The 16573-nt window shown below is 56.0% G+C and carries 10 protein-coding genes, 2 tRNA genes and 3 rRNA genes; 6 read left to right on the plus strand and 9 right to left on the minus strand.

The window, feature by feature from the left end:
- Positions 1-134: 134 nt before the first annotated feature.
- On the plus strand, positions 135-413 hold the full coding sequence (locus UF78_RS11765) for a peptidylprolyl isomerase (RefSeq protein ID WP_045162410.1): 279 nt from the start codon (positions 135-137) through the stop codon (positions 411-413).
- Here UF78_RS11765 and zapE read toward each other — a convergent pair.
- Together zapE and UF78_RS11775 are read right to left on the minus strand one after the other, a co-directional pair.
- Positions 410-1546 (minus strand): cell division protein ZapE, encoded by a 1137-nt coding sequence (gene zapE, locus UF78_RS11770; protein WP_045162411.1) that lies wholly within the window; start codon positions 1544-1546, stop codon positions 410-412. The two genes, UF78_RS11765 and zapE, sit on opposite strands and share 4 nt — an antisense overlap.
- A 77-nt stretch (positions 1547-1623) precedes the next feature.
- Positions 1624-2535, minus strand: a complete 912-nt coding sequence (locus UF78_RS11775; protein WP_045162412.1) for a LysR family transcriptional regulator — start codon at positions 2533-2535, stop codon at positions 1624-1626.
- Between the two features lie 130 nt (positions 2536-2665).
- On the opposite strand from UF78_RS11775, the gene UF78_RS11780 reads away from it, so the two are divergent.
- The 4 genes from UF78_RS11780 to UF78_RS11795 all read left to right on the plus strand — a co-directional run bounded on the left by UF78_RS11780 (position 2666) and on the right by UF78_RS11795 (position 7503).
- Positions 2666-3910: a D-amino acid dehydrogenase gene (locus UF78_RS11780; protein ID WP_045162413.1), complete on the plus strand. Its 1245-nt coding sequence runs from the start codon at positions 2666-2668 to the stop codon at positions 3908-3910.
- Between the two features lie 23 nt (positions 3911-3933).
- Positions 3934-4287 (plus strand): RidA family protein, encoded by a 354-nt coding sequence (locus UF78_RS11785; RefSeq protein ID WP_045162414.1) that lies wholly within the window; start codon positions 3934-3936, stop codon positions 4285-4287.
- Between the two features lie 108 nt (positions 4288-4395).
- Positions 4396-5367, plus strand: coding sequence for a TAXI family TRAP transporter solute-binding subunit (locus tag UF78_RS11790; RefSeq protein WP_045162415.1), 972 nt, complete (start codon positions 4396-4398; stop codon positions 5365-5367).
- Between the two features lie 171 nt (positions 5368-5538).
- Positions 5539-7503: a PhoX family protein gene (locus UF78_RS11795; protein ID WP_423831471.1), complete on the plus strand. Its 1965-nt coding sequence runs from the start codon at positions 5539-5541 to the stop codon at positions 7501-7503.
- A gap of 32 nt (positions 7504-7535) precedes the next feature.
- Here the strand turns inward: UF78_RS11795 and UF78_RS11800 are convergent, their stop codons facing one another.
- Both UF78_RS11800 and UF78_RS11805 read right to left on the minus strand, forming a co-directional pair.
- The gene (locus UF78_RS11800; protein WP_045162417.1) at positions 7536-8594 is read right to left on the minus strand and encodes an AI-2E family transporter; all 1059 of its coding nucleotides are present in this window, start codon (positions 8592-8594) and stop codon (positions 7536-7538) included.
- Between the two features lie 136 nt (positions 8595-8730).
- Positions 8731-10047 carry a Na+/H+ antiporter family protein gene (locus tag UF78_RS11805; protein ID WP_045162418.1) on the minus strand — a complete coding sequence of 439 codons (1317 nt, stop codon included), beginning with the start codon at positions 10045-10047 and terminating at the stop codon, positions 8731-8733.
- Positions 10048-10231: 184 nt separating this feature from the next.
- Between UF78_RS11805 and queD the strand changes: the two genes are divergently transcribed.
- The gene (queD, locus tag UF78_RS11810; protein ID WP_045162419.1) at positions 10232-10588 is read left to right on the plus strand and encodes a 6-carboxytetrahydropterin synthase QueD; all 357 of its coding nucleotides are present in this window, start codon (positions 10232-10234) and stop codon (positions 10586-10588) included.
- 371 nt (positions 10589-10959) lie between these two features.
- Here queD and rrf read toward each other — a convergent pair.
- From rrf to UF78_RS11835, 5 genes are all read right to left on the minus strand, one after another.
- Positions 10960-11075: ribosomal RNA gene (gene rrf, locus UF78_RS11815) — 5S ribosomal RNA — on the minus strand.
- Between the two features lie 154 nt (positions 11076-11229).
- Positions 11230-14120: ribosomal RNA gene (locus UF78_RS11820) — 23S ribosomal RNA — on the minus strand.
- Positions 14121-14369: 249 nt separating this feature from the next.
- Positions 14370-14445: transfer RNA gene (locus tag UF78_RS11825), tRNA-Ala, on the minus strand.
- A 30-nt stretch (positions 14446-14475) separates the two neighbouring features.
- A tRNA-Ile gene (locus UF78_RS11830) sits at positions 14476-14552 on the minus strand.
- Positions 14553-14643: 91 nt separating this feature from the next.
- Positions 14644-16180: ribosomal RNA gene (locus UF78_RS11835) — 16S ribosomal RNA — on the minus strand.
- Together the 16S, 23S and 5S rRNA genes with 2 tRNA genes alongside form the textbook arrangement of a ribosomal RNA operon.
- Positions 16181-16573 lie beyond the last annotated feature (393 nt).

The following is a 16573-nucleotide window of genomic DNA, read 5'->3' on the forward strand; positions in this document are numbered from 1 at the left end:
TAGCGCTAACATGAAGCACCCATAACTACCGTTCGTCGGGTCAGGTGGCGGACGAACGGTCGGCCTTGGGCGATGCTGCTTCGGTTTTGCATCTGCCCTGACTACAATCGCCGCCGCACGCAAGGAGAAACGCAATGCCCAAAGCCATGGCCCGCCATATTCTGGTGAAGACCGAAGCCGAAGCTGCACAGCTGAAAAAGCGCATAGCCGGCGGCGAGGCCTTCGATGTGCTGGCGAGGAAGTATTCGACTTGCCCGTCGGGCAAGAAAGGTGGCGATCTGGGCGAGGTGCGACCAGGACAGATGGTCCGAAGCATCGATCAGATCATCTTCAAGAAAGCACTGGGCGAGATACATGGCCCAGTAAAAAGCCAGTTCGGTTATCACTTGGTGCAAGTGTTCTACCGCGACTAAACGGTGCCTGCCCCGGCTGTGCCGAATCGCTGCAGTTGCATTTCCCGTAGCCGGCTCAGGGTGCGACGAAACGCGAACGATAGATATCCCTGGGTGTACAGCGCCTCCAGCGGCACCCGGGCCTCCAGATACAGCGGCACACCGCGGTCGTAACACTCATCCACCAGCGCAATAAAACGTCTGACCGCATCGTCGCGCGGGGCCAACCTCGGTAACTCTCGATCCCCCGCCTCTACCTGCGCCGCAGCATCTTCGGTACCCCGAGCAATGCGCCCTTCCCTCTGCTCGCTGCCGAGCTTCGGAATTTCACTGATCAGAATCGCAGAGAAGCGGTCGCACAGCTCGATGAAATCCAAAGCCGAAAACGGCTGCTCACAGAGATCGGCAAAACGACACCAGATCACCGATCCGCTATTGCGTACGGTCTGCACCGGACGATGGCCAACGGTCACCACAGTTGTATTGGAATCCTCGCCGCCCGCCAGCTCATCGAATACGGACCACAGCGCGCTGACGCTATCTGGCATGGTTAACCAATAGCGCTGTAGCGCGGCGCCTGGTCGCTGTCGGTGGTCCGCGCCGCCATCCACTTCGATTACGTTCATGTGCCGCTCGATGGCATCGATAGCCGGCACGAATCGCTCCCGGTTGAAGCCATCGGCGTATAGCTGGCCAGGCGGCTGATTGGAGGTGGCGACGATGACCACCCCGTGCTCGAACATGACCTGAAACAGGCGTCCAAGGATGATCGCATCGCCGATATCGCCAACGAACAGCTCATCGAAGCACAGTACACGCACTTCCTGGCTTAGTTCTTTGGCCAGCACCTGCAGTGGATCAGCCGTGCCGTTGAGCTGGAACAACCGGATATGCACCCAGCGCATGAAATGGTGAAAATGCTGCCGGCGTGACGGTACTCGCAAGCTGCGGTGAAACATGTTCATCAGCCAGGTTTTGCCACGTCCCACCGGCCCCCATAGATAGACGCCGCGCGGCGTCTCCATGGCAGTGCCGTGCAAGGCGTCGTGGCAGTGCTGCAGCAAGGCAACGGCGCGCAGCTGAGCAGCGTCACTGACAAAGCCTTGATCGACGATGGTCTGCTGGTACAGGGCAAGCGGGGAGCTGAGTTCCATGAAAAAATAGGCGATGGTGATATGTATCGCGATGGTAACTCAGGCACATCTGAATCGCAGGACAAGCCAGCCGATGACTACGGTCGGAGCTGATCGCCCATCAGGCTGTTGGCTTGCTTGCGTACCTGCTCAAGCAGTTCGAGCTGCGCTGCGGACGCCGCTTCCTGGGTTCTCTCCAGCGCATAGAGCGGTACGGGGATCAGCGGCTCTAAGGGGCGTGCCAGTACCCGCTGCCCGTCCCCTGCCTGCGCGGTCAAAGGATCAACCAGGGCCAACCCTTGCCCGGCAGCAACAAGCGTGCGCGCCAGTTGGTACGTCTGTACCCAGGTATCGATGCGCGGCGGCGGATCGAGCGCTTCCAGATGGCCGCGCAGCAGACCGCCGAGCGCATCATGCGTATCCAGACCGATCAGCGGGGCATCGGCCAATTGCTCCAACCGAAAGGGATGCGAAAGCGTTTCGTCTGACCACCAGCCGACCGGAGCGATCACCATCATCTGTCCCTGCGCGAGGAGCTGGCTGCTCAGACCCGGATGTTCCACCGCCTGCAAAGTCAGCCCTAGATCGGCCTCGCGCAATAACAAGGCCTGGATGATCTCAGCGGTGTGCTGGGTGGCCAGGTGGCATTGCGTACTGGTGAATCGCGTACGCCAAAGGCGCAGCGCCTCGGGCACCAGCGCTTGCGCTAATGCAGGCGTGCAGATCAGTCGCAACGCACGCTCCTCGCCCCGACCGAGATTGCCAGCCAGCCGCCGGAGATTCTGCAGATCGGCCGCGAGCCGCTCCGTTTCCTGCTGCAAGATCCGCGCTTCGGCGCTCGGTTGGAGCTTGCCCCGCACCCGATTGAACAGCGCAAAACCGAGCTGCTGCTCGGCATGTTTGAGAATTTTGCTCGCCGCTGGCTGGGATATGTGCAGTAGCTGCGCGGCGGCAGTCAGGCTGCCCGTCTGCAAGATGGCCTGGAACAATTCGATGTGGCGAAGGCGCATGCGCAATCCTCTGATCTGAGTGCCGAAGCATAACCATAACCCCGGGTTATGACTTACCTTCATCCTTTCATTGGCCGCTTCGCTCCCGCTGATTCTAGGCTGCTGTCATCAAATGTCTGGGAGCGGCACGATGCAAATCGCGGTAATCGGTGGCGGTGTCATTGGGCTGACCACGGCCTATGCACTGGTGCGCCAGGGGCATCAGGTCGAACTGGTCGAAAAGCGCGATCAGGTGGCGATGGAGACCAGCTTCGCCAATGGCGGCCAGCTTAGCTACCGCTACGTATCGCCGCTGGCCGATGCAGGCGTTCCCATGCAGGCGCTGGGCTGGATGCTGCGTGGCAACGATGCGCCCCTGCGGTTCCGGCCGAAAATCAGCAGACAGCAGTGGCGCTGGTGTCTGCGCTTCTTGCTCGCCTGCCGGCGCTCCACCAATCGGCGCAACGCACAGCATCTGCTACGCCTCGCCCTGCACAGCCAGCAGGTATTGCGCAGCTGGCGGGAAGAAGACGGCCTCAGTGACTTCGGTTGGCGCGCCAATGGCAAGCTGGTGATCTATCGCAACCGAACCAGTTTCGAAAAGTCAGCTGCCGGGCTCGATACAAGCGCAGGCCAATTAGTGCTTAATGGCCCGCGGTGCATCGAAATCGAGCCGGCGCTGCTGCCCTTATCCGGTGAGCTGCACGGCGGCATCTATTCGCCTGGCGACGAAGTCGCCGATTGCCTCTTGTTCTGCCGACGGCTACTCGAACGGCTGGAACGATCGCCGAACTTTCGCTTGCACTGTGGATGGGAAGTCGGGGCGCTGCACAAGGAGAACGGCCGGATTCGCTCGCTGAATGTCGGTGGCAAGCGGCTGGAGCTGGACCACTTGGTAATCGCCGCCGGCACCGCCAGCGTCGCATTGCTGCGGCCGTTGGGGATCGAATTGCCGATTTATCCACTCAAGGGCTACAGCCTGACGCTGCCGTTGAGCAGTCACATCGGCATTCCGGAAACCAACGTGACCGACTACGACAATAAGGTGGTGTATGCGCGCTTGGGTGACCAGTTGCGGGTGGCCGCGATGGTCGATATCGGTGGCTGGGATGCCAGTCTCGATCAGGGTCGGATCGCCATGTTGCAGCGCCTCGCCAGCGAAACCTTTCCCGCCGCAGGAGACTACCGTACGGCGGCTCAATGGGCGGGGTTACGTCCGGCGACCCCGAAGGGAACACCGCTGCTCGGTGCCACTGCAATCGACAATCTCTGGCTCAACGTGGGTCATGGCAGCCTCGGTTTCACCCTGGCCTGTGGCAGCGCCGATCTGCTTTGCGACCTGATTGGCGATCGACGTCCGGCCGTTGCTCTGGACGGCCTCACTCTTGCTTCCTGACCACGCACCCAAAAGGATTCCGCATGACTTTGCAACGTATCCGCAGTAATGAACGTATGTCCGCAGCCGTCACGTTCGCCAACCTGGTTTTTCTGGCTGGCCAAGTACCCGATAACCGCAGCGAGAACGCGGATGGGCAGACCCGGCAGGTGCTGGCGAAGATAGACAACTTGCTTGCCGAGGCCGGCTCCGATCGCTCAAGGATCCTCAGTGCGCAGATCTGGCTGAAGGACATCGAAGCCGACTTCGCAGCGATGAATGCAGTGTGGAGCGAATGGCTGCCGGCCGAATGCGCGCCGGCGCGAGCGACTGTGGAAGCCCGCCTCGCCTCAGCAGACGTGCTCGTGGAAATCATGGTGATCGCCGCCAGCGCCTGATCCGCTAGCACCGGTTCATGCTCTATCGCGATCGCTGAGATGATGCCGTGGTCGTCACGGACGATACGGTGGCAAACCCAACCAACAAAAACATGAGAGGGACTCACGATGAATAAGAAGATCCGTATCGGTTTGCTCGGCTGCGTACTTGCCGGGTCCCTGGGTGCGAATACCGGCATGGCCCAGGAGCGTTTCGTCACTATCGGTACCGGTGGCCAGACCGGGGTCTATTACACGGCGGGTCAGTCGGTGTGCCGCTTTCTCAACCGCGCCGAAGTGCAGCCAGCGATCAAGTGCAACGCGCCGTCTACCGCCGGTAGTGTGACCAACATCATGTCGCTGCAAAACGGCGAATATGAATTCGGCTTCATTCAGTCCGACCATCAGCATAAAGCCCTGAACGGGCTCGCCCCTTTCGACAAGGACGGCCCTATCAAGGAACTGCGAGCCGTATTCTCATTGCAGACCGAGATTCTCACTGTGGTCGCTCGAAGCGATAGTGGTATCGAGTCGTTCGATGACCTCAAGGGCAAGCGAGTGAACATTGGGGTACCGGGATCTGGTAGCCGCGATACGTTCGAAGAGGTTATGAAGGCCAAAGGCTGGACCAACGCCGACTTCGCCCTGGCCAGCGAACTCAAGCCAGCAGAGATGGCCTCGGCACTCGGCGATAACAACCTCGACGCGATTACCTATGTAGTCGGACATCCCAGCGGGGCGATTCAGGAAGCACTGACCAACGTTAAAGCCAGGCTGATTCCGGTCGATGGTGCGCAGATCGACACCTTTCTAAAGGGCGCCGATTACTACACCGCAGCCGAGATTCCCGCCGGGCTCTACCCAGGTGTAGATGCAGCCGTCCCCTCGATCGGCGGCAAGGCGGTGCTGGCGACAACCGCGAATACCGACCCGGAAATCGTTTATCAGCTGGTTAAGACCGTGTTTGACAACCTTGAGCGCTTCAAACGCCTGCACCCGGCGTTTGCCGACTTGGACGCCAAGGACATGATCCACGTCGGCCTCACCGCGCCATTGCATGAGGGCGCTGAGCGGTTCTATAAGGAGAAAGGCTGGCTCTGAAGCTGTTGCGCCGCCCCTAGGGCGGCGCCTCCACGGTGTCTGTAGCCAAACAAGCGAGCCGCTTGTCGGCAGCCGCTCACCTGTCATTAAATTGTCGCAACCTCAGCCTAGCGTCACAGTTCCGTCGATTACCTATGGAGCTGCGTCGTGACTGACGATAATCAAAACATCATGTTCGGCAATGGCGATGAACTGCCGAGCAACCGCTCAAACAACTGCCATATTCAGGATGTCGTCAGTGCGGGTCGACGCAAGGTTCTGGCAGGCGGCGCGGCGCTTGGAGCGTTGGCCTTTTTAGGTGGTTTGCCTGCCATCGCGGGCGCAGCCGAACCTGCAGGCGCAGCCAACAAGTTGCCCTTTCAGCGACGTACCCGCCTCCCGTTCGGCGCCGTAAACGTCACCAGAGCGGACACTGTCACGGTCCCATCCGGCTTTTCTACACAAGTGTTCATTCCTTGGGGCACGCCTATCTGCGGAAGCTATCCGGCGTATCTGGAAGACGGCAGCAACAGCGCGGAACACCAAGCGCAACAGACCGGAATGCACCACGACGGGATGCACTTCTTCCCGATGGACGCAAAGTTCAAAGGACGCAAGAGTGACCATGGCCTGCTCGCACTGAATCACGAATATATAGATCCGCCGTTGCTGCATCGAAACGGGCCCACTGTCGTGGGCGACAGACGCGTCGATGCCGATGAGGTCCGAAAGGAGATCAACGCCCACGGCGTATCGATCGTAGAAATCCGTCGCAATGCCCGCGGCGAGTGGGCTGTACTGCCATCCGCCCGCAACCGACGCATCACCGGCGCGACACCGATGCGGATCGAAGGCCCCGCCCGCGGTCATGACCTGATGAAAACCCGCTATAGCCCAAGCGGCACCTCCACTCGTGGGACCCTGAACAATTGCGCAAATGGTTACACACCTTGGGGAACCTATCTGACCTGCGAGGAAAACTGGGCGGGCTATTTCGCGACTCGCGACGCAGAGCTTCCTCGGCACCTGCAGCGCTACGGACTCCGCTCGACGAGCCGTTACGGCTGGGAAACCATTCAAGGTGATGAGTTCCAGCGCTTCGATGCCACCATAACAGCCGAAGACGCCCGTGCCGACTATCGCAACGAACCCAATACATTTGGCTGGATCGTCGAGATCGACCCGTTCGATCCTGACTCCACACCGGTAAAGCACACCGCGCTGGGCCGTTTTGCCCATGAAGGACTGGTGTTCGCACCCGTCAAGCCGGGTTGGCCAGTGGTCTGCTATTCGGGAGACGACTCGCAAAACGAGTACATCTATAAATACGTCAGCCGCGACAAGTACCGTCCAATGCGCGGCGATAGCCGCCTTCTCGATGAAGGCACTCTGTACGTCGCTCGCTTCAATCCGGATGGCAGCGGCGATTGGTTACCGCTGGACATCGACGACGCAGGTTTTCAACAGGCGTGTGCCAACGCTGGCGTCGAATTCGCCGATCAGGGCGATGTAATGATCAATACTCGAGTCGCAGCGGACATTGTCGGAGCGACCAAAATGGATCGCCCGGAATGGGGCGCGGTGCATCCTGACACGGGCGAAGTGTATTTCACACTGACCAACAACAGCGCTCGACAGGAGGCCGACGCAGCCAATCCCCGAGCACCGAACCCTTACGGACATATCATCCGCTGGCGCGAGGTTGGACGAAATCACATCGGTACCCAATTCCACTGGGACCTTTATCTACTTGCCGGGCCACAGAACGACAGTCTCGACCCGCGTGGCAAATCACTGGACGAAGCGAGCATCCTGGCCAGCCCGGACGGCCTCTGGTTCGACGATGAGGGACGTCTCTGGATCCAGACTGACATGAGCGGCAGCCAGCTGAGCGGTGGTCCTTTTGGCAACAACCAAATGCTGGTGTCGGACCCCAGGACGGGTGAGACCAAGAGATTCCTGGTTGGGCCAAGAGGAGCCGAGGTGACAGGCATTACAGCCACTCCCGACTTCCGCACCCTGTTCGTCAATATTCAGCACCCTGGAGAAGGTTCGACCTCCACCGAATACACCAGCGCCTGGCCCGATGGTCCAGGACGTAGGCCCCGTTCTGCTACGGTAATCATCACTCGTGACGATGGCGGACGAGTGCTTTGATCCCGAGGTGCGCCCGGTACGACCGGGCGCGCCTAAGCTAACGGTTTGGATTCGGGGGCGGTAAACAACCCCCACGTGGACATGAACAGCGCAGCAATGAGCGGGCCGATCACGAAGCCATTAAGGCCGAACAGAGCGAGCCCGCCCAGCGTCGAGATCAACACCAAGTAGTCGGGCATCTTGGTGTCCTTCCCTACCAGAATCGGCCGAAGGATGTTATCCACCAAGCCAATCACCAAAACACCGTACAGGGTGAGAATTACACTCTGTACGACCATTCCCTTCATAAGGAAGTAAATTGCAACTGGCGTCCATATCAATCCTGCACCGACCGCTGGCAGCAATGACAAGAACGCCATGAGTACGCCCCAGAGCAACGCAGCAGGAATACCCAACACAGCGAAAATCACACCGCCAAGAAATCCTTGAGTGGCCGCTACGACGATATTTCCTTTAACCGTTGCCCTGACCACGCGCGTGAACTTGCTGAACAATCTACGTTTTTGATTATCGCTCAAAGGCAGCGCCCGCCGGATCATTGCTACCAGTTCTCGCCCGTCTCGAATGAGGAAGAACAGCAGGTATAGCATCACAAAAAAGCTGATCAGAAACTGGAAGGTTCCTTGGCCAAAACTAAATGCCTTGGTAGCCAGAAACTGACTCCCTTCCAGCGCCCCGCTTGCAAGCCGCTCGCGTATTTGGTCCATATCACCAAGGCCAAACCTCTGCAACTGCAGCTGAAACGATGTGGGCAACAGTTCTTTTGCGCCACCTACGAAGCTGCCTATATCGAGTTCACCGCTTTCGATCTGTTTATAAAGCGAAGTGCCCTCTTGAACCAGCAGGCCGGCAATCAGGATAACTGGAAGAATCGCAACGACCAGACATACCGACAAGGTAATCAGTGCAGTCAAATTTCGCCTATTACCAAGACGGCTGTATAGGCGACGCTGGAGGGGCGCAAAAATGATGGCAAGAATGACGGCCCAGAATACTGCCCCGTAGAACGGGAAGAGTATCCAGCAGAACGCAAGGGTTACGATGAGCAACAGAGCAAGAAAAACTTTCTGCTCAAGAGTTGAGTTCACAATCTGCTTCCTATCGCTGCGGCTGTATCTATTAGTCAGCGATTGCCGTTAGGAGTGCTGGTTCGGCAGTAGGAAGTGGCATGATGAAAGCGCCGTCCTTAGGACGGCGCGCAATACATATGGGCGGTAGTTCAATCCTTCACAACGTCATTGCTGCAACCCAGCCAAATGCAAGGAGCGGCAGGTTGTAATGCAGGAAGGTCGGCACCACGGTATCCCAGATGTGGTTGTGCTGGCCGTCTGCGTTCAACCCAGCAGTTGGGCCCAGCGTTGAGTCCGAAGCCGGCGAGCCCGCGTCCCCTAACGCACCGGCTGTGCCTACCAGGCTGACGATGGCCAACGGACTGAACCCGAGCTCCAACCCGAGCGGAACGAAAATCGCCGCGATAATCGGAACGGTGGAAAAGGAAGACCCGATACCGATGGTGACCAACAAGCCAACCAGCAACATCACCAAGGCGCCAATAGCCTTGCTGTTTCCAATCCATTCTGCAGACGCATCGACAAGAGTTTTGACTTCGCCCGTTTCGCGCATGACTTCTGCGAATCCGGCTGCAGCAATCATGATGAAGCCGATCATAGCCATCATCTTCATGCCTTCGGTGAACAGATCATCAGCCTCCTTCCAGCGCACCACTCCAGAAACGGAGAAAATAACGAAACCTATCAGGGCCCCGATAATCATCGAGTCCAGCCACAGCTGTACAACGAACGCAGCAGCAACAGCCAGCGCTGCAACCAGCAAGGTGAGGGGGCTGTAGCTCACGCTGATCGTTTTAAATTGATCGACCTTGCCTAGATCGTAGACGCGCCGTTTGCGGTAGCTGAACATGGCCATCAGCAGGCCTGCGCCCATCCCAAGGGCAGGAATCAACATGGCCTGGCTTACATTTATCCCAGAGACATCAGCACCGCTCTTGGCGACATTAGCGAGAAGAATTTCATTCAGAAAGATGCTTCCGAAGCCCACGGGCAAAAACATATAGGGCGTGACTAGGCCAAACGCCAGAACGCAGGCGATCAATCGTCTGTCGATCTGTAACTTACTCAGTACATACAGCAGAGGCGGGACCAGCAAAGGAATAAAGGCGATGTGTATAGGAAGGATATTTTGGGATGACACTGCGACCGCGAGCAACAGTCCGATCATCGTCCACTTAACTGCTCCGCCAGACTGGGATTCGCGCTTACCCACCATAGCCAGAGCGCGGTCTGCCAGAGCATGGGCTAGCCCACTCTTGCCGATTGCGACTGCGAACGCACCAAGCAGAGCATATGAAAGCGCGACCGTCGCTCCTCCCCCAAGCCCCTTGTTAAAAGCAGAGAGGCTCCCCTCAAGCCCTAGCCCACCCAAGACGCCCCCGGCAATAGCCCCAGTGATCAATGCCACTACTACATGGACCCGGCAAAGACTTAGGATCAGCATAATACCGACTGCCGCCACTACTGCATTCATTTCAACTCCTCGAAGTGGCACGTGCCGATAAAAAAGCGGGGTACTTTGCCCCAAGCCCGCAGTAGTGTCAAAGTCCAGCAAGAGATACGAACTTAGACGCGCTTTTTCAAGCAGCCTGTTTAGCTGTGACACCCTAGTTACAGGACGGTAAGATGAGCCTGACTTTCACCTCTTGGATGAATCAGTGGAAATATTCAAAGAGTTTACGTTCGAATCAGCCCACCGCTTGCCGCATGTACCCGAGGGACATAAATGTGGCCGCCTGCACGGCCATTCGTTCCGGGTCGCAATCTACCTAGAGGGTGAAGTGAATGCTCATACAGGCTGGATTCGAGATTTTGGTGAGATAAAGCAAGTATTCAAGCCAATCTACGAACGACTCGATCACAACTATCTAAACGATTTGCCGGGCCTGGAAAATCCCACCAGTGAAAATCTGGCGAAGTGGATCTGGCACGAACTGAAGCCGCTACTCCCAGAATTATCACGGATTCGCATTCATGAAACCTGTACGAGCGGATGTGAATACCGGGGCAACTGACCTACGCATTGCGACGGGCTTGCGAGCCGCTTATTTATCTTATCGTTTGTGGTGCCTTGCGGTGTCCCGTGAACCGCATTTCCAACAAGATTGTAGCCTTACAAAAGCAAGGCGATCTATGTATACGCTATAGATGCGTTTAGCGCGCCTTGTGGACCTGGGGCCGCCGGCCATTCATCCAACCCGCCCGCCCGCGCTACCGAGCGGTTACTCTAAGCAACAAGCGCGGCTCACAGCGTTAGCTACCCAGCGCTCAAGGCGTGCCTAGGTAGTGAATCGTGTGCACTATTGGCAGACGACGAGAAATGGTTTTCCCGCGCCCAAAGACAAACCCCCGGCCATCTTTCGATGATCGGGGGTTTGGTGTAGAAGCTTGACGATGACCTACCCTCACATGGGGAGACCCCACACTACCATCGGCGATGCGTCGTTTCACTTCTGAGTTCGGGATGGGATCAGGTGGTTCCAACGCTCTATGGTCGTCAAGCAATTCGGTTGGGGAGTCGGTGTTCAGTCGCTTCCCCTAATTGGGTATGTGATGGTGTTGCTGTATTGGTTTCGCTTGCGAGCGATGCGTCTTTTCGGTTTGTTTGTCGACTTCAACCGTCTGACACGCAAACATCAAATTGTTTGGGTGTTATATGGTCAAGCCTCACGGGCAATTAGTATGGGTTAGCTCAACGCCTCACAGCGCTTACACACCCCACCTATCAACGTCGTAGTCTTCGACGGCCCTTCAGGGAGCTCAAGGCTCCAGTGAGATCTCATCTTGAGGCAAGTTTCCCGCTTAGATGCTTTCAGCGGTTATCTCTTCCGAACATAGCTACCCGGCAATGCCACTGGCGTGACAACCGGAACACCAGAGGTTCGTCCACTCCGGTCCTCTCGTACTAGGAGCAGCCCCTCTCAAATCTCAAACGTCCACGGCAGATAGGGACCGAACTGTCTCACGACGTTCTAAACCCAGCTCGCGTACCACTTTAAATGGCGAACAGCCATACCCTTGGGACCGGCTTCAGCCCCAGGATGTGATGAGCCGACATCGAGGTGCCAAACACCGCCGTCGATATGAACTCTTGGGCGGTATCAGCCTGTTATCCCCGGAGTACCTTTTATCCGTTGAGCGATGGCCCTTCCATACAGAACCACCGGATCACTAAGACCTACTTTCGTACCTGCTCGACGTGTCTGTCTCGCAGTCAAGCGCGCTTTTGCCTTTATACTCTACGACCGATTTCCGACCGGTCTGAGCGCACCTTCGTACTCCTCCGTTACTCTTTAGGAGGAGACCGCCCCAGTCAAACTACCCACCATACACTGTCCTCGATCCGGATAACGGACCAGAGTTAGAACCTCAAAGTTGCCAGGGTGGTATTTCAAGGTTGGCTCCACGCGAACTGGCGTCCACGCTTCAAAGCCTCCCACCTATCCTACACAAGCAAATTCAAAGTCCAGTGCAAAGCTATAGTAAAGGTTCACGGGGTCTTTCCGTCTAGCCGCGGATACACTGCATCTTCACAGCGATTTCAATTTCACTGAGTCTCGGGTGGAGACAGCGCCGCCATCGTTACGCCATTCGTGCAGGTCGGAACTTACCCGACAAGGAATTTCGCTACCTTAGGACCGTTATAGTTACGGCCGCCGTTTACCGGGGCTTCGATCAAGAGCTTCGCTTGCGCTAACCCCATCAATTAACCTTCCGGCACCGGGCAGGCGTCACACCCTATACGTCCACTTTCGTGTTTGCAGAGTGCTGTGTTTTTAATAAACAGTCGCAGCGGCCTGGTATCTTCGACCGGCATGAGCTTACGGGGTAAACCCTTCACCCTCACCGGCGCACCTTCTCCCGAAGTTACGGTGCCATTTTGCCTAGTTCCTTCACCCGAGTTCTCTCAAGCGCCTTGGTATTCTCTACCCAACCACCTGTGTCGGTTTGGGGTACGGTTCCTAGTTACCTGAAGCTTAGAGGCTTTTCCTGGAAGCATGGCATCAACCACTTCTCCTTCTAAAAGAAGGATCGTCATCAGTTCTCGGCATTAAGATCCCGGATTTACCTAAGACCTCTGCCTACCACCTTAAACTTGGACAACCAACGCCAAGCTGGCCTAGCCTTCTCCGTCCCCCCATCGCAGTAACTAGAAGTACGGGAATATTAACCCGTTTCCCATCGACTACGCTCTTCAGCCTCGCCTTAGGGACCGACTCACCCTGCGTCGATTAACGTTGCGCAGGAACCCTTGGTCTTTCGGCGTGCGAGTTTTTCACTCGCATTGTCGTTACTCATGTCAGCATTCGCACTTCTGATACCTCCAGCAAGCTTCTCAACTCACCTTCACAGGCTTACAGAACGCTCCTCTACCGCTCAACTTACGTTGAACCCGTAGCTTCGGTACCTGGTTTGAGCCCCGTTACATCTTCCGCGCAGGCCGACTCGACTAGTGAGCTATTACGCTTTCTTTAAAGGGTGGCTGCTTCTAAGCCAACCTCCTAGCTGTCTGAGCCTTCCCACATCGTTTCCCACTTAACCAGGATTTTGGGACCTTAGCTGACGGTCTGGGTTGTTTCCCTTTTCACGACGGACGTTAGCACCCGCCGTGTGTCTCCCGTGCTGACACTTGCTGGTATTCGGAGTTTGCATCGGTTTGGTAAGTCGGGATGACCCCCTAGCCGAAACAGTGCTCTACCCCCAGCAGTGATACACGAGGCGCTACCTAAATAGCTTTCGAGGAGAACCAGCTATCTCCGAGCTTGATTAGCCTTTCACTCCGATCCACAGGTCATCCGCTAACTTTTCAACGGTAGTCGGTTCGGTCCTCCAGTTAGTGTTACCCAACCTTCAACCTGCCCATGGATAGATCGCCCGGTTTCGGGTCTATTCCCAGCGACTAGACGCCCTATTAAGACTCGCTTTCGCTACGCCTCCCCTATTCGGTTAAGCTCGCCACTGAAAATAAGTCGCTGACCCATTATACAAAAGGTACGCAGTCACCTAACAAAGTAGGCTCCCACTGCTTGTACGCATACGGTTTCAGGATCTATTTCACTCCCCTCTCCGGGGTTCTTTTCGCCTTTCCCTCACGGTACTAGTTCACTATCGGTCAGTCAGTAGTATTTAGCCTTGGAGGATGGTCCCCCCATATTCAGACAAAGTTTCTCGTGCTCCGTCCTACTCGATTTCACTTCTAAGATCCTTTCGCGTACAGGGCTATCACCCACTATGGCCGCACTTTCCAGAGCGTTCCGCTAAAATCAAAGAAGCTTAAGGGCTAGTCCCCGTTCGCTCGCCACTACTAAGGGAATCTCGGTTGATTTCTTTTCCTCAGGGTACTTAGATGTTTCAGTTCCCCTGGTTCGCCTCACACACCTATGTATTCAGTGTGTGATAACCATCTTATGATGGCTGGGTTCCCCCATTCAGACATCTCCGGATCACAGTCTGTTTGCCGACTCCCCGAAGCTTTTCGCAGGCTACCACGTCTTTCATCGCCTCTGACTGCCAAGGCATCCACCGTATGCGCTTCTTCACTTGACCATATAACCCCAAGCAATCTGGTTACTGTCTATAACGTGAAGACGACATTCGCCGAAAATCCGCATTTCGCTCTCTCGAGCAACTCGCAAATTTTACCTTGACTTGAATAATCACCAGTGAAAGTAATTACCCAAATCTACTTCTATCACATACCCAAATTTTTAAAGAACAGTTACTGGCGCAAAGACCAGAAATCAATACACTCAAAGAGCGCATTCATTTCTGTGCTTTCAGCGATTATCGAGTTAATGGTGGAGCCAAGCGGGATCGAACCGCTGACCTCCTGCGTGCAAAGCAGGCGCTCTCCCAGCTGAGCTATGGCCCCATCTACAGATCGGCCACATCCCATGACAATTGGTGGGTCTGGGCAGATTCGAACTGCCGACCTCACCCTTATCAGGGGTGCGCTCTAACCAACTGAGCTACAGACCCAATCGTCTCTCTCGGGTCGAAACCCAATCGCTTTTCGCTAGTGAATCAAGCAATTCGTGTGGGAACTTATGAAGAAGCTGAAGTCTTCGATTAAGGAGGTGATCCAGCCGCAGGTTCCCCTACGGCTACCTTGTTACGACTTCACCCCAGTCATGAATCACTCCGTGGTAACCGTCCCCCCGAAGGTTAGACTAGCTACTTCTGGAGCAACCCACTCCCATGGTGTGACGGGCGGTGTGTACAAGGCCCGGGAACGTATTCACCGTGACATTCTGATTCACGATTACTAGCGATTCCGACTTCACGCAGTCGAGTTGCAGACTGCGATCCGGACTACGATCGGTTTTATGGGATTAGCTCCACCTCGCGGCTTGGCAACCCTTTGTACCGACCATTGTAGCACGTGTGTAGCCCAGGCCGTAAGGGCCATGATGACTTGACGTCATCCCCACCTTCCTCCGGTTTGTCACCGGCAGTCTCCTTAGAGTGCCCACCATTACGTGCTGGTAACTAAGGACAAGGGTTGCGCTCGTTACGGGACTTAACCCAACATCTCACGACACGAGCTGACGACAGCCATGCAGCACCTGTGTCAGAGCTCCCGAAGGCACCCCTCCATCTCTGGAAGGTTCTCTGCATGTCAAGGCCTGGTAAGGTTCTTCGCGTTGCTTCGAATTAAACCACATGCTCCACCGCTTGTGCGGGCCCCCGTCAATTCATTTGAGTTTTAACCTTGCGGCCGTACTCCCCAGGCGGTCGACTTAATGCGTTAGCTGCGCCACTAAGATCTCAAGGATCCCAACGGCTAGTCGACATCGTTTACGGCGTGGACTACCAGGGTATCTAATCCTGTTTGCTCCCCACGCTTTCGCACCTCAGTGTCAGTATTAGCCCAGGTGGTCGCCTTCGCCACTGGTGTTCCTTCCTATATCTACGCATTTCACCGCTACACAGGAAATTCCACCACCCTCTGCCATACTCTAGCTTGCCAGTTTTGGATGCAGTTCCCAGGTTGAGCCCGGGGCTTTCACATCCAACTTAACAAACCACCTACGCGCGCTTTACGCCCAGTAATTCCGATTAACGCTTGCACCCTTCGTATTACCGCGGCTGCTGGCACGAAGTTAGCCGGTGCTTATTCTGTCGGTAACGTCAAAACAGCAAGGTATTAGCTTACTGCCCTTCCTCCCAACTTAAAGTGCTTTACAATCCGAAGACCTTCTTCACACACGCGGCATGGCTGGATCAGGCTTTCGCCCATTGTCCAATATTCCCCACTGCTGCCTCCCGTAGGAGTCTGGACCGTGTCTCAGTTCCAGTGTGACTGATCATCCTCTCAGACCAGTTACGGATCGTCGCCTTGGTGAGCCATTACCTCACCAACTAGCTAATCCGACCTAGGCTCATCTGATAGCGCAAGGCCCGAAGGTCCCCTGCTTTCTCCCGTAGGACGTATGCGGTATTAGCGTTCCTTTCGAAACGTTGTCCCCCACTACCAGGCAGATTCCTAGGCATTACTCACCCGTCCGCCGCTGAATCAGGGAGCAAGCTCCCTTCATCCGCTCGACTTGCATGTGTTAGGCCTGCCGCCAGCGTTCAATCTGAGCCATGATCAAACTCTTCAGTTCAATACTGCTTGGGTTTTGAGAAAACCCTAAACTTGGCTCAGCAATCGCAAATCTCTTCTCCTAAAAGAAGAGCACTCAATGATTTCTCGTTGAGTACATTGTGATGCTGATAATCTTGCTGACCATCAGTCTTACCTCACAAGCACCCACACGAATTGCTTGATTCAGTTGTTAAAGAGCGTTTCGATCAAGTCTTTCGTCTCAACCGAGGCCGCGCATTCTACAGCAGCCTTGTTTCTCGTCAAGCTGTTTTTGAAGAAGTTTTTCTTTCTTCTCAACCGCTTGCGCTTCCGATCAATCTCGCGTCTCTCGTCAGCGGGAGGCGAATCATACAGCGTCCAAAACCGCTGTCAACCACCTCTTTCAACCGCCTCCGATCAACCCGACCGAAGC

Source organism: Stutzerimonas stutzeri, assembly GCF_000952685.1.
Taxonomy (GTDB): domain Bacteria; phylum Pseudomonadota; class Gammaproteobacteria; order Pseudomonadales; family Pseudomonadaceae; genus Stutzerimonas; species Stutzerimonas stutzeri_E.

Bases quoted from the DNA above. Each gene is read 5' to 3' on its own strand.
- UF78_RS11785 (WP_045162414.1), top strand. From the start codon at position 3,934: ATGACTTTGCAACGTATCCGCAGTAATGAACGTATGTCCGCAGCCGTC.
- UF78_RS11790 (WP_045162415.1), top strand. From the start codon at position 4,396: ATGAATAAGAAGATCCGTATCGGTTTGCTCGGCTGCGTACTTGCCGGG.
- UF78_RS11775 (WP_045162412.1), bottom strand. From the start codon at position 2,535: ATGCGCCTTCGCCACATCGAATTGTTCCAGGCCATCTTGCAGACGGGC.
- zapE (WP_045162411.1), bottom strand. From the start codon at position 1,546: ATGGAACTCAGCTCCCCGCTTGCCCTGTACCAGCAGACCATCGTCGAT.
- UF78_RS11765 (WP_045162410.1), top strand. From the start codon at position 135: ATGCCCAAAGCCATGGCCCGCCATATTCTGGTGAAGACCGAAGCCGAA.
- UF78_RS11795 (WP_423831471.1), top strand. From the start codon at position 5,539: ATGTTCGGCAATGGCGATGAACTGCCGAGCAACCGCTCAAACAACTGC.
- UF78_RS11780 (WP_045162413.1), top strand. From the start codon at position 2,666: ATGCAAATCGCGGTAATCGGTGGCGGTGTCATTGGGCTGACCACGGCC.
- UF78_RS11805 (WP_045162418.1), bottom strand. From the start codon at position 10,047: ATGAATGCAGTAGTGGCGGCAGTCGGTATTATGCTGATCCTAAGTCTT.